This is a genomic window from Flavivirga sp. 57AJ16 (assembly GCF_028736925.1).
Classification (GTDB): domain Bacteria; phylum Bacteroidota; class Bacteroidia; order Flavobacteriales; family Flavobacteriaceae; genus Flavivirga.
Map to the genome: position 1 here is coordinate 104,186 of NZ_JAQZAT010000012.1, position 21,129 is coordinate 125,314.

Below are 21,129 nucleotides of genomic sequence, written 5' to 3' on the forward strand. Positions count from 1 at the left end.
TAAGATTTAGATAATGTGGCAAAAATAGCTTATTTTTATTAAATCTAAATAAGTTTAATTGTTAAAATTATTCAGTAGCTTTGGTTGCTGCAGTGGTAACGGTTAAATTTTCAATATCCCTATCGAATAAATATAGACCTCCTTTGTCGTCACCAATCATATTAATTTTATCAAGAATGGTACGCGCTACGGCTTCTTCCTCAATTTGTTCGGCAACATACCATTGTAAAAAGTTATGTGTTGCATAATCTTTTTCCTGTAAACTAATGTGTACTAATTCGTTAATGCTTTGAGATACGTATACTTCATGCTCAAATAATTTTTCGAACATTTCCTTAAAGGATTTAAAGGTGACGTTTGGTGCTGCCAATTGGGAGATTTTTGCATGTCCGCCACGCTCATTAATAAATTTTACCAATTTTAACATATGCTCGCGTTCTTCATCAGATTGTGCATACATGAAATTAGAGACCCCTTCTAAGCCCTTCACCTCTGCCCAACATGCCATTGCCAAATAAATTTGAGAAGACTCCGCTTCTATTCTTATTTGGTTATTTAATGCTTCTTCTATGGTTTTTGATAACATGATGTTTCTTTTTATGTAAAGTTACATAATTATTAAAATCCACGTCAATGAAATCTCTATAAATTTAAACTGTATTGTTCTTCGATTAAAGGATGAAAAGTACCAATTATAACAAAAGGGTTATTTGCCCTTCTTCTATGCCATTGCATAGTTGTTCCTAGAAAAAGATAAACATCGTGTTTACTTATAAATATATTAAAATATTTTTCCTTTACTTTTTGAATAGCTACTTCTTTATTTCCTTTTGCATTTCGAAGACAATTCCAATAAAGTTGAAATATTTCCCAGTCCTCTATCATTAAAGTACTTGGTATTCCCTCTTCATCTTCAAAAGTATAAGAAAATTTATAAGGGACTTTTGGGATTAACTTTTCGGGATCACTTTCTATTTCTTCAAATAAATCAGTCTGTTTTCTTAACTCTTTCCATTCGTCTTTCCATTCTTCTTCATCATCTTCTACAATAAAATTTATAATCTTTGTAGGTTTAAATGTTACTAACGATACATTTAATGGGTCTTTGGAGTCGTTGAGCAATTTAGTTTTACTTGTATAAACATTTTTTAAACAAATTGATTTTCGCTCTTTCCAATAGTCTTTTGTGCCAAGAGTACTAATAATCTTAACATTATAATTATTTGGTGAATGGCTTTCTGGTCTAAAATCATCATTCCTTGGCTTAACATCTAATTCAATCCAAGTATACTTTTTAAAACCTGTGTCTTTTTTAATCTGATTCAAAAAACTTAATGGAATTGGATAAACTCTAATCCAAGAACCGTCTTCTAAGATTCCAGCAGTACAAACTAGTTCATCATAACTTCTAGAAGGAAGAGGATAAGTAGTGACTGTAATTAGAATCTTTTTAACAGCCATAAATTATAAATGTTCAACTTTATATTCAAATTCTTTAAAATTCGAAATAGCTTTAGCTAAATGTGCTCTATGACATTGACATTCATCTGCTTCAAAACAAGTTAATGCAACACGCTTATTTTGTTTTAACAAATTCAGAATCTCTTTTTGATAATTTTTTGTTTTAGATAAATCATTAGAAACATATTCTTGAAATAGTTTATCATAATCTTTTTGAGTATTTAATTCTCGCCGTTTATCTGAATTAATACCAACCTCTGGAATATGTATATATATAATACCAACTCCTTCACATGCATTATTAAGTTGACTCTTGCTAAAACCATATTTCATACTTAACGCATTCTTCCTAACATCGCATAAAACTTTTATGTTATTCTTTATAAGTTTATTTAGATAATGCTCTAAAGATATCCCTTCATAACCAATAGTAAACAATATAGTTTCATCTTCAAAAGACCTGTAATTGTTCAAATTTTTCATTTCTTCATTAGAAAGATACTTGTCTGATATTATACTATTTATAGCATAATATGGATATCGCTTATAAGTCAAATCAATTAAATCGTCATTTGTCTTATTCTTATAAATAATGCCAAAATCAGAGATTATTTTTTTATCCTCTTTATCTAATTGAATTAAATAATTTGTTTCATCTAACTTTTTCCATGACTTTGATGATTCTGAAACAATTCCGTATTTTTTTAACGTATATAAATCAGCATTAGCATGAAAAGAAAAGCATCCATACTTATAAGGAACAAAATCATAAGTTTTTCTCTTTGTTTTATATCTACTAAATAGAAATAATAATTTCTGAACCTGTATTTTATCAAGTTCATTATTAAACACCTGCAAAAGAGACAAAACTATTTTTCTTCTATAATACATTAACCAAATATAATTAAATTTTAACTTATCTGTAATCCATTTTCTACATTAATATTATCTGGATTCACAAATACCAACTTCCCATCAGGTGTTTCCGTCATTAAAATCATACCTTCACTTTCAATACCTCTTAATACTCTTGGTGCCAGATTTACTAAAACGGTGACACGCTTTCCAATGACCTCTTCGGCTGTAAAACTTTCTGCAATACCCGAAACTATCGTTCGTACATCAATACCTGTATCGACTTTTAAAACTAATAGTTTTTTTGCTTTTGGCATTTTTTCTGCTTCCAAAATGGTCCCAACGCGAATATCCAGTTTCGTAAAATCTTCAAAAGTGATGGTATCCTTTTGTGGTTCTGCAACAGCGTTGGCTGTTTCATTGGCTTTTTTATTAGCTTCTAATTTATCAAGTTGTGCTTGGATGGTTATGTCTTCTATCTTAGAGAATAACAATTCCGCTTTCCCTATTTTATGACCAGCTGGAAGTAAGACTTCTTTTGAAGTTATTTCGTTCCAATGAGATGCTTCGACAAGCTCAGCATGATATTCATTTTCGCCTTTGTCATTCAGAGTGAAGCAAAGCATCTTTTTTAATTTTTCAGAAGTAAACGGCAAAAAAGGTTCGCTTAAAGTAGCCAGGGCCGATGCTATTTGGAGGGCTACATACATAATAGTTTGTGTACGTGCTTCATCTATTTTAATAACTTTCCAAGGTTCTTCGTCCGCTAAATATTTATTTCCCAGTCGTGCTAAATTCATAAGTTCTTGCTGCGCTTCTCTAAAGCGGTAGCGTTCAATAGAACTAGATATGACATCTGGGTAGGCTTTTACTGCAGCCAATGTTTCTTCGTCTACTTGAGATAATGCATTTGGAGTAGGAACCACACCATCGTAATACTTGTTTGTTAGTACCACAACACGATTAATGAAATTCCCAAAAATAGCTACCAATTCATTATTGTTTCTTGCCTGAAAATCTTTCCAGGTAAAATCATTATCCTTAGTCTCTGGGGCATTAGCTGTTAAAGCGTAACGTAACACATCTTGCTGATCTGGAAATTCCTTTAAATATTCCGGTAACCAAACCGCCCAATTTTTTGAGGTCGATAATTTATTGCCTTCCAAATTTAAAAACTCATTGGCCGGTACGTTTTCTGGTAAGATATAAGAACCTTCGGCTTTTAACATGGCTGGAAAAATAATACAGTGAAACACTATATTATCTTTTCCTATAAAATGGATCAGTTTAGTGTCTTGATCCTTCCAATAGGGCCTCCAATCTTTCCCTTCCCGTTCTGCCCATTCTATGGTAGATGAAATATAACCTATGGGAGCATCAAACCAAACATAGAGCACTTTCCCTTCGCCGCCTTTTGCTGGTACAGGAATGCCCCAATTTAAATCCCTGGTTACTGCACGCGGACGTAAGCCGTCGTCGATCCAAGATTTACATTGCCCGTAAACATTAGGTTTCCAATCCTTTTTATGCCCTTCAAGAATCCATTCTTTTAAAAAAGCTTCGTGCTTATCTAATGGTAAAAACCAGTGTTTTGTTTGTTTTAAAGTAGGTTTATTCCCTGTTAAAGCAGACTTCGGGTTTATCAAATCTGTGGCATTATGGCTTGTGCCACAGTTTTCACATTGGTCGCCGTAACTTTCTTCATTGCCGCATTTAGGGCAAGTCCCTACGACAAAGCGATCTGCTAAAAACTGATTGGCCTCGGTATCATACAATTGCTCGGTCACCTCTTCAATAAATTCACCTTTATCGTTTAAAGTGGTAAAAAATTCTGAAGCTGTTTTATGATGAACCTCCGCAGAAGTGCGCGAATAATTATCAAAGGTAATTCCAAAATCTTCAAACGATTTTTTAATAATGGCATGATATTTATCTACAATATCCTGTGGCGTCACGCCCTCATTTTTAGCTTTAATGGTGATTGGCACACCATGCTCGTCACTTCCACCAATTAGTATAACGTCATTTCCCGTTAATCGCAAATAACGCGCATAAATATCTGCCGGAACATAAACGCCTGCCAAATGCCCAATATGAATAGGGCCATTTGTATAGGGAAGCGCTGTGGTAATGGTATATCGTTTTGGTTTGTTCATCCGCTTTTATATTTGTCATTGTGAGGAGAGAAGTGACGTGACAATCTGTTAATATCAATTAGAATTTTACAGATTCTTACGCTTTTTTCCAAAAAAGTCCAGAATGACGTTTTGTTTTTTAATAAGCTGTAAAAGTACACATTTTGACTACGATTTAGAAAAAAAATGTACATTTACATTATGTCGAAAATCTCATTAATTACCGCATTATGTTGTGCTGTTTTTTTCTTTTGGGAAAAACAGTTTTCAGCTCAAAATACATTGGCAACTAAAACGAATACATTGATACAACCACCATACTTAAAAGCGGGCGATACGGTTGCCATAGTGGCGCCTTCGGGTGTTTTAAAAAACCGAACTAAAGAAGTAGAACAAGCCAAACAGCTTTTAAAAAGTTGGGGGTTACATGCCATTGTTGGCAAACATGTATTTAATCAGGCCAATCATTTTGCCGGAACGGACGATGCACGTTGTGAAGATTTTCAAAATGCTTTAGACAATCCTAAAATAAGTGCTATCTGGTGTGCCCGCGGCGGCTACGGAACCGTTAGAATCCTGGATAAATTAGATTATACCAAATTTAAGCAACATCCAAAATGGCTTATTGGTTATTCTGATATCACGGCACTCCATAACCAGGTCCATAATCAAGGTGTGCAATCTATTCATGCGATGATGTGCACTAGTCTACAAGACGATTTAAGAACGATTAAAGAGACACTTTCAACATTTAAAGATGCTATTTTCGGAACCCCTTTAAACTATACGTTACCAGGTTCTAAATACAATAAAACGGGTAGTGCGTCTGGCCCTATTGTTGGCGGCAACTTAACCATGTTACATACCATGTTAGGCTCTAAAACAAGCATCGATACTTCCGGGAAAATCTTGTTTATTGAAGAAATTGGCGAATACAAATACCATATAGATCGTATGCTACAAAGTTTAAAGCGTGCTGGTTATTTTAACAACTGTAAAGGGGTAATTGTTGGCGATATGACCAAACTTAGAAAGAACACCACACTTTGGGGCTCTTCTATTGAACAGCTTATTTTAGATGCTTTATCCGATTATGGCTTCCCCATTGCATTTAATATGCCTGCAGGGCACGAAAAGGACAATCGGGCCATGATTTTGGGGAGAACTGTTAAATTGACGGTAGGTAATAATCAGACTTCGATCATTTTCGAAAACTAACAACCAGTTTACTTTACTAATTTCAAGTCAACCTCAAATTCAATAGCATCAGAAATAATACCATCTTTAACACTTCCAAACATACCTTTCGATTTATAGTCAATACCCCATCTGGTTCTATCAATAATAAATTTTGAATTCATTTCATATTGACCATCCACAACTTTAAATGTTATATCAAATTCAATGGCATTGGTGATATCCTTAATAGTGAGATTCGCTTTTACCTTAATGGTATTTACATTTTTATCAACAACTTCAACAAACCTTATTTTAGCAATAGGATATTTTTCCACATCAAAAAAGTCCTCATTTTTTAAGTGTGATACTAGCTGCTCGTTATATTTTCCATCTGTATTTATAATGGAATTCATATCTACTTCGAAATACCCCCCCAAAATAACATCATTGGATTTAATGATATGTCCTTTTATAAAATTCACAGTCCCAAAATGCTTGCTAAATTTAAATAGATTGGAGCCTGTCCATTTTACAACACTCTTAGTTGTATCTATCTCGACCTTTTTTTGAGCATTTGTAAGGCTCGTAAAGCATCCAATTATTACCAATAAAATGATTTTTCTCATGATTAATATTTTTCAGTAAAACTAAACACATGGCATGTCATTTTTGTAAAAAAAATGTGAAAGAAGTGTGAAACGGGTGCAAAAAGTTGAAAATTTTCACTTATTTAACCGTTTTTAAATCCATAATGAAAAAACTTGTTTTTCCTTTATTGGCCATATGGCTCCTTACACACTCAGGGTGTAAAGATAATATGCCCCAGAATCATTTTTCTGAAACAGTAAAAGTAGCCTTGCGAGATGCAGGCCATACACTTTTAACCGCTAATAATGATTCTACATCATTGATTCTACCAATTACCAAATTAAGTGAGAACAGATACGAACTTGCTTTTCAAAATAAACTATCTATAACTCCCGATAGTTTGGTGACCACTATAAGTAGTCGTTTAAAAAAGGCCAACCTCCCAAAACAATATATTGTAGAGGTTATTAATTGCAATAATGACGAAGTATTTTACAGTTTCCAGATTAAAGGAACCACAGAAAGGAATATTGTTCCGTGCTTAGGCAGAAAGCTACCCACAGATTGTTACACGATCCAGGTCCTGTTTTTTGAGGATAACTGGAGATTAGCCACTAAAATGTACGTGACGCTTTTTATGCTCTTTGCCTGTATATTTATTTTTGGCTTTTTCTATCTTAAAAAAAGGAAGACAACTAGTGAAGGAGGCATTCCCTATTCAAAAATTGGTGATTATAAATTCTATAAAGACCAAAACAAGCTCATTAAAGAAGCTCTTGAAATAAAACTATCTACTAAGGAATGTGAGCTCATGTCTATACTTAGTGTAAACCAAAATCAAGTAGTAAAACGGGAGATCCTTGTAAAAGAAATATGGGAGGACCATGGTGTTTTTGTAAATAGAAGCTTAGATACATTTATATCAAAACTTAGAAAAAAATTTAAAGACGATCCCTCTATAAACATTGAGAATGTACATGGCGTGGGTTATAAGTTAGAAGTTAGAAGTTAGTTAAAATGGGATTCTTAAACTGAATCTTTATGCTTTATAGGCTTAAAATCTGTCGATAGAAAGAATAATTAGTGAAAATTTGTGTCATTCGTGTCTTTTTAAAGATACACACACGGTAGCCCTAATCAAGAAAGGTGGATTTAAACTCATTTTAATGTTTACATAAGCCGCCATATCTATAATGAGGCATGATTGATACACCACTGTTTATCTGTAAGCAATTAGATTCCTTTCTTACTGAAACAAGTTCAGCACAGGTCGCAGGAATGAATAGCCTAAAACCTCAACTCCTTCTGCAACTGCTCGTAAGCCATTTGCACCTGCCTAAACTTTTCTTCTGCACCCTTTTGGTGTTCTTTTCCTAAGTGAATGACTTTATCTGGGTGATACTTCTTGGCCATTTTTCGATACGCTTTTTTAATGTCGTCGACCGTTGCACTTTTATCTATCTCAAGAACTTTATAAGCATTATCACTACTGTTATAAAACATGGCTTTAATACTATCATAATCACGTGAACTAATCCCCAAATACCCTGCCATGGTATAAATTTGTCGTTCCTCGTCTGTCGTTACCATGCCATCTGCCTTGGCAATACCAAACAAGAAATGTATGAGCTGCAAGCGTGATGGATGGTCCATCATTTGTTTTATCTGTAAACAAACCTGCCTGGTTGGAATATTATTTTGATTACTAATGTTTTTGAATAGTTTGAAGGCATGATTGGCGCGTTCTTTACCATACATACTCACAAACTGTTGCCGCACAAAATCCAACTCCCTTTGATCTTGTATACCATCCGCTTTTATAATGATAGATGCTAATATGAGCAAGCTCACTTCAAAATCACCTGATTGTGTTTGCGGACGCTGTCTGGACGCTGTTCTATAGGTAGTTCCTCTACCGCGTTGCGGCTGTCCTTCTTCTATAAAAGGACTGCTTTTTCCGTTTGATAAAGAATCAACAACGCCCCCTAATGCTACTCCAATAATAGCTCCTATCGGACCACCAAAAGCCCAACCTAAAGCACCACCTATCCATTTTGAAAAACTCATGTAAGTTCTAGATTTTAATTATGACCAAACCTACATATAAATTCATTCTTTTGAAAGAAGAAATTATATTAAGTGGGTTCGCTCTGATCTATTTTTTTTAAAATAAAAATAATCCGAGTAAATATAATATTTGTTAGTTGATTGATTCCCTATTTTGTTACACAATTGGTATCTTTGCACTATAAAATAGTTAATTATAAAAATTTAAAAATATGTATCCAGCAGAATTAGTAAAACCAATGCGCGAAGATTTAACAAATGTTGGTTTTGAAGAATTGCATACTCCCGAAGCTGTTGATGCTGCTTTAGCGAAAGAAGGAACAACTTTAGTGGTTGTAAATTCGGTTTGCGGCTGTGCAGCAGCCAATGCACGCCCAGGAGCAAGAATGAGTTTGCAAAATGAAAAGCGCCCTACAAATATTGTAACCGTTTTTGCAGGTGTAGATAAAGAAGCAGTCGATACCGCCCGTGGTTATATGGTACCATTTCCTCCAAGCTCTCCAAGTATGGCATTATTTAAAGATGGGGAACTAGTACATATGCTAGAACGTCACCATATCGAAGGCCGCCCGGCAGAGCTTATTGCAGAAAATTTAATAGATGCTTATAACGAGCATTGTTAGCATATTATACAACAAGAAATAACCATTAAAATTAAACCACGGATCTACGGATTATACGTGGTTTTTTTATTCCTAATTTACGCAACCTATTCAACAATTCTTCATCTTAATAAAAAAAAGACATATGAATCTGTATTTAAGAATGATATTGGTTTTCTCCTATCTTATTTTATTAGTTGCTACTAGCTGCTCCTCTAACGATAATGACGCATCTACATACAAAATTGAATTAGAACAACTTAGTTTATTAAAGGCAGATATTGAAGGTTTGGCCAAGGCATCTGTTTGTAATGATACTACCGAATGCAAATTCATTGCATTGGGGAGCAAACCTTGTGGAGGACCATGGTCTTATTTACTATATACAACTTCTATTGATGTAGAACAATTAAAAGCAGCTGTTAAAGATTACAATACAAAGGAAGCCGCCTTTAATTTAAAATGGGGCATCACTTCAGATTGCACATTCACTTTACGACCAGTAAGTGCCAGTTGCGAAAATAACACCTGCGTACTTATGTATTAAGACTTAGTTTTTACTTATTTTTGCGCATGCAAAAATTGTTGTCGTACCCATTAACCATTATTTATTTTCTTTGTTTTTTAATAACATTGCTCATATTTCATCCAATCCAATGGATAGGTCTCAATGTTTTCGGCTATAAAGGGCATAAAAAAAGTGTCGATTTAATGAACATGTGTTTAATGCGATGCCTTCATATTTTAGGCACTCGATTTACATTTAACAATGCACATGATATTGAAACAAATCAGCCACTCATTGTTGTTTGCAATCATCAAAGCATGTATGATATCTCCCCGCTGGCTGTTTTTTTAAGAAAATGCCATCCTAAATTTATTAGTAAAATAGAATTAGGTAAAGGTATTCCTAGCGTGTCTTATAATTTACGCCACGGAGGCTCTGTTTTAATCGATAGAAAAAACCCGCGACAATCTTTGCCTGTCCTTATGAAATTTGGAGAATACATTGAAAAGAACAAACGGGCTGCAGTCATTTTCCCAGAAGGAACAAGAAGCAAAGATGGTCGCCCAAAGCCCTTTCAAACGAAAGGCCTGGAAATTCTATTCAAAAAAGCACCGTCGGCTTTGGTCGTTCCTGTTTCTATAAATAACTCTTGGAAAACAGTTCGTTACGGAAAATTTCCTATGGGTTTGGGAACTCATATCACTTTTACTGTACACAAGCCTTTAAAAGTTAGTACCTTTGCCAATAAGCAAGAGCTTATATATAGTATTGAAACCACTATAAAAGAACATATACACCCATAAAAAACTACAAATGTCGTTAAAGAATGTTAGATTAGAAGTGATGAAGTTTTTGGAAAAAGACATTGAATCCTTAATTGAAAAATACTTAATTCCTATTGAAAAAATTTGGCAGCCAACCGATTTTTTACCAAATTCTGAAGGAGATACTTTTTTTGAGGAAGTACGTGAAATAAGAGAACTTTCTAAAGAACTACCTTATGATTTTTGGGTGGTTTTAGTTGGCGATATGATTACAGAAGAAGCATTGCCTACCTACGAATCCTGGCTAATGGACGTTGAAGGTGTTGATCAAATAGATGGAGAAAATCCTTGGGCCAAATGGGTACGCCATTGGACGGCCGAAGAGAATCGCCATGGTGATGTGCTTAATAAGTACTTATACCTTTCCGGACGTGTAAATATGCGTGAAATTGAAAAGACCACACAATATCTTATTGCGGACGGTTTTGATATTGGAACCGATAGAGACCCCTATAAAAACTTTGTCTATACCAGCTTTCAAGAGTTAGCCACCTATGTTTCACACAATCGTGTTGCTAAAATTGCTAGAAAAAGTGATAATAAACAACTTGCCAAAATGTGTAAAATTGTTGCTGGGGATGAAATGCGCCACCACAATGCTTATTCTGAATTTGTCGAGCGTATTTTTAAAGTGGACCCAAGTCAGATGATGATGGCGTTTCATTATATGATGAAACAAAAAATAACCATGCCCGCGCATTTTTTAAGAGAGTCTGGAAATAAAATCAGTACTGCTTTTGAAGAATTTTCTAATACCGCGCAACGTATTGGTGTTTACACATCGAACGACTATATTGAAATTTTAGAAAAATTAATTGCCCGTTGGGAAATTGATAAAATAACAAACCTGACCGACGAAGCCGAAAAAGCCAGGGATTACTTAATGAAACTTCCCGATAGGATGTATCGTTTAGCAGATCGTATTAAAATACCAGAAAATTCGTTTCAATTTAAATGGGTTGAGCCTGCCATTATAAAATAACCGAAAATCATTTTACAACAAGGTTGGTTTCTAAAAATGACATAGAACTCATCTTGACTTTTTGTGTTTAACCGAAAATGAGATAAAATTTGTCCAGATGAGGCACTTTTAGAAAGGCATAGCATCGCTATGGATAATAAAAGTAACGAAATAAGGACGGATTTTAGTCATTTTTTAGGAAATAGTAAAAGTCAAGATGAGTTCATAGAAAAAGATTATACCAATCGGGTTAATTTGGCCTTAAAATACATAGACAATAATCTTGATTCTGAACTATCATTAGAATCTATTTCTAATATAGCACTTTATTCACCTTTTCATTTTCACAGAATTTTTAAAGCCCTGATTGGTGAAACACTCTATGCTTATATCATTAGAAAGCGTATTGAAAAAACAGCTTCCATATTAATACACAAAAAACATATAAGTATTACAGAGCTTTCGCTACAATATGGTTTTAGCAGCAACGCTTCTTTTACGCGTGCCTTTAAAAAATTTTATGGTGTAAGCCCTTCTGCATTTAGAAAAGAAAGCCCAAATAAATATAGCAAGATAAGTCAAGTCGAAAGCAAGAATGGTCAAGAAAGTCCGATTTTTGAAAAATATATTTGCAACATTAATAACCATTTAAATTGGATTAAAATGAATGCAAACATTGAAATTAAAGAAGTTCCTGAATTAAAATTTGCCAGTATGACCCATTTTGGAGTGCATGGTATTGAAAATGTATTCGATAAATTAATAAAATGGGGACAGGCAAAAGGTTTGATGGCAAATTCTGAAACCAAAATGGCAAGAATTTTTCATGATAGCTTTAAAATAACAGATCCCGATAAGGTTCGTATGAGTATTTGTTTATTAACCGATAGACCATTTGTTTTAGAAGGAGAGATCGCTTCGGGAAGCATCAAAAAAAATAAATGCATGGTTGGTCGTTTTGAGATAACACCTCATGATTTTGAAAAATCCTGGAGCAGCCTGTTCATCTGGATGAACGAAAATGGCTTTAAAAAAGCCGAAGGGAATCCTTTTGAAATATATCATAACGACTTTCGTGAACACCTTGAAAACAAATGTATAGTTGATTTACATATTCCCATTGAATAAAAAATTGATTTGTAAATTAGCGCTTCTCTAGAAATTAGAAAAATGACCTGTCATCTTCAGGAGCACCAAAAGTGTGATGTGAGGATCTTTTGAATTTTAATTAAACAGATTGTTGCTACAGTCGTATCTCCCTGTCTGTCGATAGGTAGGCTTCGTAATGACAAGCTGTTTTACCCCTTTCTAGACAGAATTTTATTTATAACTCATGATGTCTTCAGAAAAAATTATACAAAAAACCATAGCCTTTGTAAAGGAGCAATTAATCAATGCTGAAGGAGGGCACGATTGGTTTCATATAGAACGTGTTTACAAAAATGCCCAGCTAATTTCTAAAAGTGAACATGTAGATACTTTTACTGTAGCTCTTGGTGCTTTATTACATGATATTGCCGATAGTAAATTTCATAATGGTGATGAAACTGTTGGACCAAAAATAGCCCGAAAATTTTTATTTAAACTGAATGTAGACTCCACAGTCATAGAGCATGTTATAAGCATTATTGAAAACATTTCTTTTAAAGGCGGAAAAGAAGTACAAAAATTTCGTTCGCCAGAATTAGATGTCGTACAAGATGCCGATAGACTGGATGCTATTGGGGCTATAGGTATAGCCCGGTGTTTTAATTATGGAGGCTTTAAAAACAGGGCCATTTATAACCCAAATATAAAGCCAAACCTTCGTATGAGTAAAGCAGAATATAAAGCATCAACGGCTCCAACTATCAATCATTTTTACGAAAAATTACTGCTTTTAAAAGATAAAATGAATACTAAAACAGGAAAAAAAATAGCTTCAAATAGACACTCATTTATGGAACTGTATCTTAAACAGTTTTATAATGAATGGGATGGAAATGCTTAAAGTATTCTCGGGTCGAGCACAGTCGAAGTACTCGTGGAAGCACATCCCTAAATTTTAAATGATCATTAGTAACAAAGTGATTTTGCTTACCTCAAGTTAATCTACTATTGGATGATGTGCTTTATCTCTTTTCTGTACTGTGAGGCGCTTTTTCCTGTTATTTCATTAAACTGTTTATTAAAATGCGAAAAGTTATTAAATCCACATTCAAAACAAACATCTGCAATACTCATTTTACTTTCGTTTAACAGTTTTGTTGCATGGACTACCCTATATTCATTAACCAATTTAGTAAATGTTTTACCTGTAATACGTTTAAAATATCTACAAAATGCAGGGACCGTCATGCTTACCTTATCGGCTATTTCATCTAAACTAATGTGATTTTGAAAGTTTCTGTTAATGTATTTATAGATCAAATCAATTTTACCACTGTCCTGTGGTTCTGCCTCAAAAGCAAAACCGTCAGCATTTAAAATAATATAGTCGTCTGTTTTTGCTAAATAATTTAAAATTTCTAGAAATTTTAAAACCCTATCCAAACCTTCATAATCCAGAAGTCTATCAATTTTAGGCCCAATAACCTTTTTTGTCTCCACACTAAATCGAATCCCTTTTTTCGCTCTATCAAATAATGACACGATTAATGACATCTCGGGAATATTAACAAAATCATCTCCTAAAAAATTAGATTTAAATTGAACTGTCGTTTCAGTACCATTTGCTGTTAATCGATCTGCAAAACCATTGTGCGGTAAATTAGATCCTATTAATATAAGTTGACTATTGTTAAAATAAGATAAATGAGTGCCTATATGGGTTTTTCCTTGACCTTTATTTACATAAACAAGTTCTAATTCTGGATGAAAATGCCAAAAAGCATTATCCTTATCAACCTTAAACATATGCTGCTTAACCAATATAGAACTTCCAAAACTAGGGCTAAGTTTTTCTAAAGTAGGTTTTTTATTAATCATAAATGGAACAATTAAGTATCAAAAATACTATATATTATTTTTAAAACCTGTATTCAATTATCATAATTATATGCTATTTTAACTTTACATGGATTTAACATTCATTTAACAGATAAAATAGCATACAAACTGGTCAAATTTGATGTTTTGGAGTTCCTTATTCCAAGGTATCTTTGTCTCATAAAACGATGTAAAATCCAAATCATGAAAAATGTAATTAAAAAAATCAAAAAAAACCTATTATTAGTAACCATGTTGCTTACTGTAATAATAGGTAATGCCAATGAAATTTCTTCTTTCAAAATTGAAGGAGATCTTAAAGGGACTACATTAACAATTAATAATGTAAAAGAAGGCGATCTTCTATCTATTAAAAATTACAAAGGTATCATCATATATAAAGAGCTTATTCAATCATCTGGCATATACAATAAAGGGTTTGATTTAACCGAGTTACCTAACGGAAATTATTTTTTTGAGGTAGACAAAGATCTTGAAGTCAAAACCATTCCTTTTGTTGTAGAAAACAACAAAGTAACTTTCGATAAAGATAAAGAGACTGTTATTTTTAAGCCTCATCTGAGAGAAAATAAGGGTATCGTTTATTTAACAAAACTTGCTTTAAACCTTGAGCCTTTGGAAGTAAAAATTTATGGAAACAATGAGGGCATATATAAATTAATGCATTCAGAAAAGATTGAAGGTGTTCAAGTAATAGAAAAAATATATAAGTTAACAAAAGGAAGTTATAAAGTAGTACTCAATTCGAATAACAAAGAGTATATAAAGCTCATCAATTATTAGTTTAGTAAGTTTAGTTTAGTTTTAAAAGTGGGCTGTAATGGCCCACTTTTTATTGAACTCATCCCGACTTTATTCATTTAAGCAAAAGTCGTGTTTTCTTGCCAGTCTCGTGTATTTCCGATATTATTTTGAGTATTCTAGCATCTTTACAATGTAATAAAAAGTCAAGGTAACATTGAATTTCAAAAATGATGCACAAACCATCTAAAATAGCTTTAATTGCCCATCTTTATATTGTTCATGCAAATTCAGGTTAAGCTTTGGCATCGCCTTATTATTAAAATACCTTAGTCTAGCTAGTTTTACAAGATTATTAATTTGTTCTGCTATTTTTCCTTCACCCCGCATTCTAGTTCCATACCGAGAATCGTATAAATGGCCTCCATGACAACTTTCTATTTGATGCAATACTTTTTCGGCGCGATCTGGAAGCGTTTTATGGATCCAATCTTTAAAAATCTCTCCAATAGCCCCATTTAGTCTCACAATGGTATGAGCTATAGACAAGGCGCCGTGTTCTGCTGCTGCTTTTGCCAAAGGTAATATTTCATGACTATTTATAGACGGAATAATAGGTGCTAACATCACATTTACAGGAATCCCATTTTCACTTAAAACCTTAACGGTTTCTAGGCGTTTTTTAATCGTAGTGGTTCGGGGTTCTAAGATACGTCTCGTATTTTCCGATAATGAGGTAATGGACATGTTCACACCGATTAAATTATCTTTTGCCAATGCTTTTAAAAGATCCAAATCCCTAAGGATCAATGCGTTTTTTGTAATGATAGCTACTGGGTGTTTGTATTTTAAAAACACCCCTAAACATTGTCTGGTAATTTCAAATTGTTTTTCGGCGGGCTGGTAGCAATCCGTATTTCCCGACATAACTATAGGGTGTGCTTTCCAACTTTTCTTCTTTAACTGTATTTCTAATAATTTGGGAGCCTCTTTCTTTACCATAATCCGCCTTTCAAAATCCAAACCCGCACTATAGCCCCAATACTCATGACTATTACGCGCGTAACAATAAATGCAACCGTGCTCACAACCTTGGTACGAATTCATAGAGTACATCATACCTATATCCGGGCTCTCCACTTTATTGACTATCGTTTTGGGGAATACTTCTAGGTATTGTGTTTTATTTTTATCGCTTACTTCGCCTTCTTTACGACAGAATTCGAGAAAATCGTCACGCATTTCATGGCTTAATTCAAAAAAACGATTGTGGACGTTAACTTGCGCACCACGTCCTTTTATGGCTGTTTTTGGGTTCATTATAGTAAAAATAAATCATCCTTGGAGCAAGCCCACAAGGCATTCAACAAAAAAATTATTTTAAATTTCCGAAGCTAGCTTCGAGATGTTAGGTCTGGGATCCCGCTCAAAAAGCGGGATTAGTTCTACTTACAATTTTGAGTTCTCCACCTTTGGCGGAATCTCAAAATCGAGTTTCACTAATAAAGGTTAAATTGGTATATGCTTTTTGTGTAGCTCTTTAAAATTACTTATAAATTCTATTCAAAAGTGTTAAAGTAAAAATGGGTTATTAACAAACTCGATACATCTAGATTCGATCATTAAAAGGTGTGAATCACACTTGCCTTTGTAAAACTTTTCAGCTAACTTCGTTTAACAACCGATAAAGTTCATTAAAACGGAGCTTTATCTTTGCATTATACCATATTAAACCAATTCTAATGTAACATCTTGACCATTAGTTTGTCTTTAAGTTAAACATTCCTTATAATTATGAATGAAAAATTGATTATAGCTTTATTATTATTGGCCTTCTGTTCCTGTAAAACTTCTAAAAAACAACTCTCTAATTTCGACGCCACTTATAACCAAAATACGGAAACCTATTTTCTTGCCGAATTACTGGCTGTCAAACACAGAAAAACAAATGCACAATGGGAGAATTATAAATTGGCAACTTGTCAGAAATATCAGCCAATTGTAAAGTTCGCACTTGATAAATTTGAAACGGACGACAATGCCGAATTTGCCAAGCAAACTGCAAAGTTCTGTGATAGCCTAGTCAGTTTTGGGTATGGTAATGACATTATGATGCCCATACTGTTGCAAATACCCGAATTTAATCAACATCAAAAACCTGAAACTTTTAAACTGCCTGATTTGCCTATTGGTACTAAAAAGAAGATGGAATTGGAGCAAATTATTTCCAAATACCTGGATGTTCTCTACCAATTCTATTTAAATCAACAGGTTGAACTTTTTTTTAAAGAGCATATTTATTTTTATGAAGGTGCAATCAATGAACTGAACACTCTCATCCCATCTGATTTTACTAATGCTATGGAAAGCTATTATGGCGAAAAACGTTACAAATATGTAGCATTGGTCAGTCCAATGGAAATCTGGCCCATTGAAGAAAATGAAGGTAGGGGCATAAGTGCTACTGTTGAAATCGATGGCAAACAAATCGTTAATGAAATTATGAGCCCCTATGTTCAGGTACCCATCAATGAATCAAACACTTATAATTCCTATGGTTTCAATTATGAACCCACGGCCAGATTTCTTACAGTACACGAATTTAGCCATTCTTTCGTCAATCCGTCTTTAGAAGATTACAGAACCCAAATCGAACTATCGTCAACTTTATTCACTGAGACTCTTAAGAAAAAAATGGACTCAAAAGGAGTCGGGAATTGGTATACGTATGTTATTGAAAGTTTTGTCAGATTAGGAGAAATTAGAATTGCAGCCATTCAAAAAGATGTTGAAAGAGAAAAAAGACTTCGAAAATATCATACTGAAACTGAATATTTTATTTTTTTACCTCAATTGGAACAATCCATATTAGAATTTGAGAGCAATCGACGAAAATATCCAATGTGGAAAGATTATATCCCAAAGCTATTGGAAGTTTTTGCAAAGAATGATTCGACATTCGTGAACAATAAACTAAAATAATAACATAGTATAACAAAGTATATACACAAACGTTAAACGAACCCTCCAAAAACAAAGTAAAATTCCATTTTAAAAACAAAACCCTATCTCCCAGGGAAATCTGCTTTTCGTTTTTCTAAAAACGCTGTGGTACCTTCAGCAAAATCCTCGCTACCAAAACAATTACCGAATTCTTGAATTTCGGTAGCAAAGCCATCAACCCCATCTTTAAAGTTGGCGTTTATAGCTCTAATAGCAGCACTAATGGCCACTGATGAATTACGCATTATTTTACTGGCAATTTTCTCGCAAAAAGGAAGTAATTCATCCAGTGCCGTGACATGATTCACCAAACCATAGTTTAAAGCGGCATTAGCATCGATCATACCTGCGGTCATGATAAGTTCCATAGCACGCCCTTTCCCTACTAATTGTGGTAAACGCTGCGTACCGCCATAACCTGGAATCACACCAAGCGACACTTCTGGCAATCCCATTTTTGCATTATCGCTCGCCACTCTAAAATGACACGCCATGCCCAATTCTAATCCGCCACCAAGCGCAAAACCATTTATTGCAGCTATAGTTGGTGTCGATAGATTTTCGATAAAATTAAAAAGTAACTCTTGTCCTTTAGCTGCCAACATTTTACCTTCTTCAATACTGTAATCTGCAAACTCACTAATATCTGCACCTGCAACAAACGCTTTTTCCCCACTACCTGTAACAATAATAACTTTTGTATTTTTGTCTAGATCTGCTTCTTTAAAAGCCTCGTGCAGCTCATTAATAGTTTCTTTATTAAGTGCATTTAACTTTTTTGGACGATTAATAGTGATGGTGGCTATACCATTGTTTTCTTTGGAAATTATATTATTATAGCTCATTGTGTTTATAAGTTTAAATATCCTTCTTAAATAGTTAGTTCTAATTCTTTAATTTCAAAAAGCTCAAGATGAGTCCAATCATAAAATCCAATCATTGAAATAAAAAAATAATATTATATATCTCATAAATTATCTTTCTGTTACTCTTTAGGAAAAGTCACATTAAACATCGTGCCTTTATCTTTTTCTGATTTGAATGTTATCGTGCCATTATAAGTTTCCACTATATTTTTCACCATCGCCAAACCAAGTCCCATACCACTTGTTTTTGTCGTAAACTTAGGCTCAAAAACCCTATCCTTATTTTCTTCTGAAATACCCAAACCATTGTCTGAAACTGTAACAACAACATCATTGTCCTTTGTACCTACATTAATAACGATTTTAGGTGTTTGATTTTCCGGCATGGCCTGAATACCATTTTTAACCAAGTTAGTAACGACTCGAATTAATTGTGTTCTATCAAATTTCGCAATAATATCTTCAGATTCAGCAGTAAAAAAAATATAATCTTCATTAAAAATATCCAGTGCCAGTTTAACAATTTCTACGACATTTAAAGTTTCACTTTGTTGTGCCGGCATCTTAGCAAAGTTCGAGAATGCCGATGCAATAGAGCTCATAGTATCTATTTGCTGAATCAATGTTTTACTGAACTCATCTAATTTTGAGTGAATATTTTCATCATTAGAATCAAATTTACGCTGAAAGTTCTGTACTGTTAAGCGCATGGGCGTAAGCGGGTTTTTAATTTCGTGCGCTACTTGCTTTGCCATTTCTCTCCAGGCTTGTTCACGCTCACTCTTGGCTAATTGCACAGCACTTTCCTCAAGTTCGTCAATCATGCTATTATACGAATTTACCAAAGTGGAAATTTCCTCGCTCGTATCATTTACCTCTATTTTCTCATTACTCTTTTCTAATCTTGTCGTATTAATTTTATCACTAATTGTTTTTAAGGACTTTGTAATGTATTTAGATAATAAAAACGCAATCCCAATAGCCATAAATAAAATAAACATGTATGCGTACCCTATCCGTTTTAAAAATTCCTCAAGCTCTCTCGAAAGGAAATCGTCTTTTTCTAAATAAGGTAAATTTAATATGGCTATAGGTTTAGATTTTTGATCTGTAAGATAGGTATATGAAGATTGAAATGTTTCTCCATTTTCCACATGTTTATCTACAAATCTATGTACCGCAGTATTAGAAATAGCATTTAAAACCTCGGCGTTAATACATTCAGGAGCTGAATTATTTTGCAGTTCGGATTTAGATGATATTAACAAGACCCCCTCCAAATCATATAAATTAATTTGAAGCTTATGAATATCTGCTACATTATATATTTCTTCTTTATAAATTAACGGGATGTTCTCTGTTTTTACTTCCCAACTATTTTGCCTGCCATTTAAAACACGCTTAAGATGTGTTTGAATGTTTTCCTCTTTACGCTCTAAGCGCTCTTTATGGTAATCCTGTCGTTCTTCCTTATATTGATAGATCGCTACGGCCGAAATAAGAATGGATGCTAATAAAACCAGCAATATCATTGCTAAAAAAATACGGGTACGTAAAGAGAGTTTTTTTAGTTTCATTAATAATTACTGTGCCTTTTAAAGTTCCATAAATATAGCAATAATCAAACCAAATATGACTTATGCCATAATTATACCATAAAAAATGCCATAACAACTTGAAACTATTGTAAAATATACCGTTTTACTACATTTTCGACAGGCTACGTGGTGATACTCAAAGTCGAAGTTGAAGTCGAAGTCGAAGTTGAAATTGAAGTTCAACTTCGAATTCAATTTTTGAATTTAGGCATCTGGGTTTTTAGCTCTTATATTTTTATAAATTTTAAATCCTAACATAATAAGAATTCCTAAAACAATAATTCCAACAATACCCCAAATCCAATTAATAGCACTTTTCAAAATAACCAAAAACACAACAGCAAAAAGAATAAATGTAGCACCTTCGTTCCAAATGCGCATAAAACTTGACGTTTTTTCAACCACATCGTTTTGAAGCTGTTTATAATACTGGTGCGTTTTAAAATGATACATAAATAGTAACACAACAAAGACTAGTTTTACTTGCATCCAATCTTGATAAACAAGTGTAGGGTTTAAATAAAATAGTATCAGCCCAAAAAATAAAGCTAAAATGCCCGATGGCCACGTAATAATAAACCACAACCTTTTTGCCATTAGTTTTAGTTGTTTACCAAGGATTTCTTTTTCTGGTGATGGTTTATGAAAGGCCTCTATTTGATATACAAATAATCTGGGAATATAAAACAACCCAGCAAACCAAGTGATAACAAAAATAAGATGGAACGATTTTATATAAAAGTAATATTCCAT

General features: G+C 33.6%; 21 protein-coding genes. 10 read left to right on the forward strand and 11 right to left on the reverse strand.

Annotated features, from left to right (window positions below):
• Positions 1-67: 67 nt before the first annotated feature.
• From PQO00_RS14320 to metG, 4 genes are read right to left on the reverse strand one after another with little or no spacing between them, the layout of a single operon-like run.
• Positions 68-586: a ferritin gene (locus PQO00_RS14320; RefSeq protein ID WP_274185529.1), complete on the reverse strand. Its 519-nt coding sequence runs from the start codon at positions 584-586 to the stop codon at positions 68-70.
• Between the two features lie 56 nt (positions 587-642).
• Complete coding sequence (locus PQO00_RS14325) at positions 643-1,461, reverse strand: hypothetical protein (RefSeq protein WP_274185530.1); 819 nt, start codon at positions 1,459-1,461, stop codon at positions 643-645.
• 3 nt (positions 1,462-1,464) lie between these two features.
• On the reverse strand, positions 1,465-2,352 hold the full coding sequence (locus PQO00_RS14330; protein WP_274185531.1) for a DUF488 family protein: 888 nt from the start codon (positions 2,350-2,352) through the stop codon (positions 1,465-1,467).
• 20 nt (positions 2,353-2,372) lie between these two features.
• Positions 2,373-4,472: a methionine--tRNA ligase gene (metG, locus tag PQO00_RS14335; protein ID WP_274185532.1), complete on the reverse strand. Its 2,100-nt coding sequence runs from the start codon at positions 4,470-4,472 to the stop codon at positions 2,373-2,375.
• Between the two features lie 180 nt (positions 4,473-4,652).
• Between metG and PQO00_RS14340 the strand changes: the two genes are divergently transcribed.
• Positions 4,653-5,669, forward strand: a complete 1,017-nt coding sequence (locus tag PQO00_RS14340; protein ID WP_274185533.1) for an LD-carboxypeptidase — start codon at positions 4,653-4,655, stop codon at positions 5,667-5,669.
• A gap of 8 nt (positions 5,670-5,677) precedes the next feature.
• Here the strand turns inward: PQO00_RS14340 and PQO00_RS14345 are convergent, their stop codons facing one another.
• Entirely contained in the window at positions 5,678-6,256 is a 579-nt protein-coding gene (locus PQO00_RS14345; protein ID WP_274185534.1) for a YceI family protein, read from the reverse strand.
• Between the two features lie 125 nt (positions 6,257-6,381).
• On the opposite strand from PQO00_RS14345, the gene PQO00_RS14350 reads away from it, so the two are divergent.
• Positions 6,382-7,230, forward strand: a complete 849-nt coding sequence (locus PQO00_RS14350) for a helix-turn-helix domain-containing protein (RefSeq protein WP_274185535.1) — start codon at positions 6,382-6,384, stop codon at positions 7,228-7,230.
• 275 nt (positions 7,231-7,505) lie between these two features.
• On the opposite strand, the gene PQO00_RS14355 is transcribed toward PQO00_RS14350, so the two are convergent.
• Complete coding sequence (locus PQO00_RS14355) at positions 7,506-8,285, reverse strand: DnaJ domain-containing protein (protein ID WP_274185536.1); 780 nt, start codon at positions 8,283-8,285, stop codon at positions 7,506-7,508.
• 212 nt (positions 8,286-8,497) lie between these two features.
• Here PQO00_RS14355 and PQO00_RS14360 point away from each other — a divergent pair, with 212 nt between their 5' ends.
• The 6 genes from PQO00_RS14360 (at position 8,498) to PQO00_RS14385 (ending at position 13,170) form a co-directional block, all read left to right on the forward strand.
• The gene (locus PQO00_RS14360) at positions 8,498-8,908 is read left to right on the forward strand and encodes a BrxA/BrxB family bacilliredoxin (RefSeq protein WP_274185537.1); all 411 of its coding nucleotides are present in this window, start codon (positions 8,498-8,500) and stop codon (positions 8,906-8,908) included.
• Positions 8,909-9,032: 124 nt separating this feature from the next.
• Positions 9,033-9,434 carry a hypothetical protein gene (locus tag PQO00_RS14365; protein ID WP_274185538.1) on the forward strand — a complete coding sequence of 134 codons (402 nt, stop codon included), beginning with the start codon at positions 9,033-9,035 and terminating at the stop codon, positions 9,432-9,434.
• Between the two features lie 26 nt (positions 9,435-9,460).
• The gene (locus PQO00_RS14370; RefSeq protein ID WP_274185539.1) at positions 9,461-10,198 is read left to right on the forward strand and encodes a 1-acyl-sn-glycerol-3-phosphate acyltransferase; all 738 of its coding nucleotides are present in this window, start codon (positions 9,461-9,463) and stop codon (positions 10,196-10,198) included.
• A 10-nt stretch (positions 10,199-10,208) separates the two neighbouring features.
• On the forward strand, positions 10,209-11,201 hold the full coding sequence (locus PQO00_RS14375; protein ID WP_274185540.1) for an acyl-ACP desaturase: 993 nt from the start codon (positions 10,209-10,211) through the stop codon (positions 11,199-11,201).
• Between the two features lie 129 nt (positions 11,202-11,330).
• Positions 11,331-12,308: a GyrI-like domain-containing protein gene (locus PQO00_RS14380; RefSeq protein WP_274185541.1), complete on the forward strand. Its 978-nt coding sequence runs from the start codon at positions 11,331-11,333 to the stop codon at positions 12,306-12,308.
• A 208-nt stretch (positions 12,309-12,516) separates the two neighbouring features.
• Positions 12,517-13,170, forward strand: coding sequence for an HD domain-containing protein (locus tag PQO00_RS14385; RefSeq protein ID WP_274185598.1), 654 nt, complete (start codon positions 12,517-12,519; stop codon positions 13,168-13,170).
• 104 nt (positions 13,171-13,274) lie between these two features.
• Here PQO00_RS14385 and PQO00_RS14390 read toward each other — a convergent pair whose 3' ends face one another.
• Positions 13,275-14,147: an AraC family transcriptional regulator gene (locus tag PQO00_RS14390; protein ID WP_274185542.1), complete on the reverse strand. Its 873-nt coding sequence runs from the start codon at positions 14,145-14,147 to the stop codon at positions 13,275-13,277.
• Positions 14,148-14,351: 204 nt separating this feature from the next.
• Here PQO00_RS14390 and PQO00_RS14395 point away from each other — a divergent pair, with 204 nt between their 5' ends.
• Positions 14,352-14,951, forward strand: a complete 600-nt coding sequence (locus PQO00_RS14395; protein WP_274185543.1) for a hypothetical protein — start codon at positions 14,352-14,354, stop codon at positions 14,949-14,951.
• 204 nt (positions 14,952-15,155) lie between these two features.
• Here the strand turns inward: PQO00_RS14395 and PQO00_RS14400 are convergent, their stop codons facing one another.
• A complete protein-coding gene (locus PQO00_RS14400) occupies positions 15,156-16,229 on the reverse strand; it encodes a PA0069 family radical SAM protein (RefSeq protein ID WP_274185544.1) in 1,074 nt (357 codons plus the stop codon).
• A 474-nt stretch (positions 16,230-16,703) separates the two neighbouring features.
• Here PQO00_RS14400 and PQO00_RS14405 point away from each other — a divergent pair, with 474 nt between their 5' ends.
• Positions 16,704-17,891 (forward strand): DUF4932 domain-containing protein, encoded by a 1,188-nt coding sequence (locus tag PQO00_RS14405; protein ID WP_274185545.1) that lies wholly within the window; start codon positions 16,704-16,706, stop codon positions 17,889-17,891.
• An 83-nt stretch (positions 17,892-17,974) separates the two neighbouring features.
• Here PQO00_RS14405 and PQO00_RS14410 read toward each other — a convergent pair whose 3' ends face one another.
• The 3 genes from PQO00_RS14410 to PQO00_RS14420 all read right to left on the reverse strand — a co-directional run bounded on the left by PQO00_RS14410 (position 17,975) and on the right by PQO00_RS14420 (position 21,129).
• On the reverse strand, positions 17,975-18,757 hold the full coding sequence (locus tag PQO00_RS14410) for an enoyl-CoA hydratase/isomerase family protein (protein ID WP_274185546.1): 783 nt from the start codon (positions 18,755-18,757) through the stop codon (positions 17,975-17,977).
• 140 nt (positions 18,758-18,897) lie between these two features.
• Positions 18,898-20,355 (reverse strand): ATP-binding protein, encoded by a 1,458-nt coding sequence (locus PQO00_RS14415; RefSeq protein ID WP_274185547.1) that lies wholly within the window; start codon positions 20,353-20,355, stop codon positions 18,898-18,900.
• Between the two features lie 225 nt (positions 20,356-20,580).
• On the reverse strand, positions 20,581-21,129 hold the full coding sequence (locus PQO00_RS14420) for a CopD family protein (protein ID WP_274185548.1): 549 nt from the start codon (positions 21,127-21,129) through the stop codon (positions 20,581-20,583).

What these genes read in the sequence shown, in the direction of transcription:
- PQO00_RS14395 (WP_274185543.1), top strand. Translation starts at nt 14,352, where the DNA reads ATGAAAAATGTAATTAAAAAAATCAAAAAAAACCTATTATTAGTAACC.
- PQO00_RS14405 (WP_274185545.1), top strand. Translation starts at nt 16,704, where the DNA reads ATGAATGAAAAATTGATTATAGCTTTATTATTATTGGCCTTCTGTTCC.
- PQO00_RS14350 (WP_274185535.1), top strand. Translation starts at nt 6,382, where the DNA reads ATGAAAAAACTTGTTTTTCCTTTATTGGCCATATGGCTCCTTACACAC.
- PQO00_RS14420 (WP_274185548.1), bottom strand. Translation starts at nt 21,129, where the DNA reads ATGGAATATTACTTTTATATAAAATCGTTCCATCTTATTTTTGTTATC.
- PQO00_RS14320 (WP_274185529.1), bottom strand. Translation starts at nt 586, where the DNA reads ATGTTATCAAAAACCATAGAAGAAGCATTAAATAACCAAATAAGAATA.
- PQO00_RS14415 (WP_274185547.1), bottom strand. Translation starts at nt 20,355, where the DNA reads ATGAAACTAAAAAAACTCTCTTTACGTACCCGTATTTTTTTAGCAATG.
- PQO00_RS14330 (WP_274185531.1), bottom strand. Translation starts at nt 2,352, where the DNA reads ATGTATTATAGAAGAAAAATAGTTTTGTCTCTTTTGCAGGTGTTTAAT.
- PQO00_RS14380 (WP_274185541.1), top strand. Translation starts at nt 11,331, where the DNA reads ATGGATAATAAAAGTAACGAAATAAGGACGGATTTTAGTCATTTTTTA.
- PQO00_RS14325 (WP_274185530.1), bottom strand. Translation starts at nt 1,461, where the DNA reads ATGGCTGTTAAAAAGATTCTAATTACAGTCACTACTTATCCTCTTCCT.
- PQO00_RS14400 (WP_274185544.1), bottom strand. Translation starts at nt 16,229, where the DNA reads ATGAACCCAAAAACAGCCATAAAAGGACGTGGTGCGCAAGTTAACGTC.
- PQO00_RS14370 (WP_274185539.1), top strand. Translation starts at nt 9,461, where the DNA reads ATGCAAAAATTGTTGTCGTACCCATTAACCATTATTTATTTTCTTTGT.
- PQO00_RS14410 (WP_274185546.1), bottom strand. Translation starts at nt 18,757, where the DNA reads ATGAGCTATAATAATATAATTTCCAAAGAAAACAATGGTATAGCCACC.
- PQO00_RS14355 (WP_274185536.1), bottom strand. Translation starts at nt 8,285, where the DNA reads ATGAGTTTTTCAAAATGGATAGGTGGTGCTTTAGGTTGGGCTTTTGGT.
- PQO00_RS14345 (WP_274185534.1), bottom strand. Translation starts at nt 6,256, where the DNA reads ATGAGAAAAATCATTTTATTGGTAATAATTGGATGCTTTACGAGCCTT.
- PQO00_RS14375 (WP_274185540.1), top strand. Translation starts at nt 10,209, where the DNA reads ATGTCGTTAAAGAATGTTAGATTAGAAGTGATGAAGTTTTTGGAAAAA.
- metG (WP_274185532.1), bottom strand. Translation starts at nt 4,472, where the DNA reads ATGAACAAACCAAAACGATATACCATTACCACAGCGCTTCCCTATACA.
- PQO00_RS14360 (WP_274185537.1), top strand. Translation starts at nt 8,498, where the DNA reads ATGTATCCAGCAGAATTAGTAAAACCAATGCGCGAAGATTTAACAAAT.
- PQO00_RS14390 (WP_274185542.1), bottom strand. Translation starts at nt 14,147, where the DNA reads ATGATTAATAAAAAACCTACTTTAGAAAAACTTAGCCCTAGTTTTGGA.
- PQO00_RS14365 (WP_274185538.1), top strand. Translation starts at nt 9,033, where the DNA reads ATGAATCTGTATTTAAGAATGATATTGGTTTTCTCCTATCTTATTTTA.
- PQO00_RS14385 (WP_274185598.1), top strand. Translation starts at nt 12,517, where the DNA reads ATGTCTTCAGAAAAAATTATACAAAAAACCATAGCCTTTGTAAAGGAG.
- PQO00_RS14340 (WP_274185533.1), top strand. Translation starts at nt 4,653, where the DNA reads ATGTCGAAAATCTCATTAATTACCGCATTATGTTGTGCTGTTTTTTTC.